Below are 279 nucleotides of genomic sequence, written 5' to 3'. Positions count from 1 at the left end.
GAGGCTGAAGTACTGATCCTCCACGTGCTCCAGCTCATCACGAAGCGGAAAGCGCAGCTGATGATGCTCGATCATCGTTCTTTTGTACAGCTTGTTCCATGAAAAACCGCTGACTCTTCCTTCAAATAAATCTTTCAGGTACCGTTGTTTCGGGCGGCCCGCGTACGCTGAAGCGATCGTTGAAACGGCGGTTTTCCCCGTATCCGCAAATTCGGCCGCATACTCGCAAATCACGAGATCAGCCTGATCAGCCTTCGCTTTTTCATACATGCTGAGGCA

General features: G+C 51.3%; 1 pseudogene. It reads right to left on the bottom strand.

Annotated features, from left to right (window positions below):
• A pseudogene (locus G9F48_RS19410) lies at positions 1–279 on the bottom strand (glycosyltransferase family 2 protein); the annotation flags it as partial.

It is taken from the genome of Bacillus sp. EKM420B (assembly GCF_011065565.1).
In the GTDB taxonomy this organism is placed as follows: domain Bacteria; phylum Bacillota; class Bacilli; order Bacillales; family Bacillaceae; genus Bacillus; species Bacillus velezensis.
The sequence above is the reverse complement of the archived record's forward strand: the minus strand, read 5'-3'. Positions and strand labels throughout refer to the sequence as shown.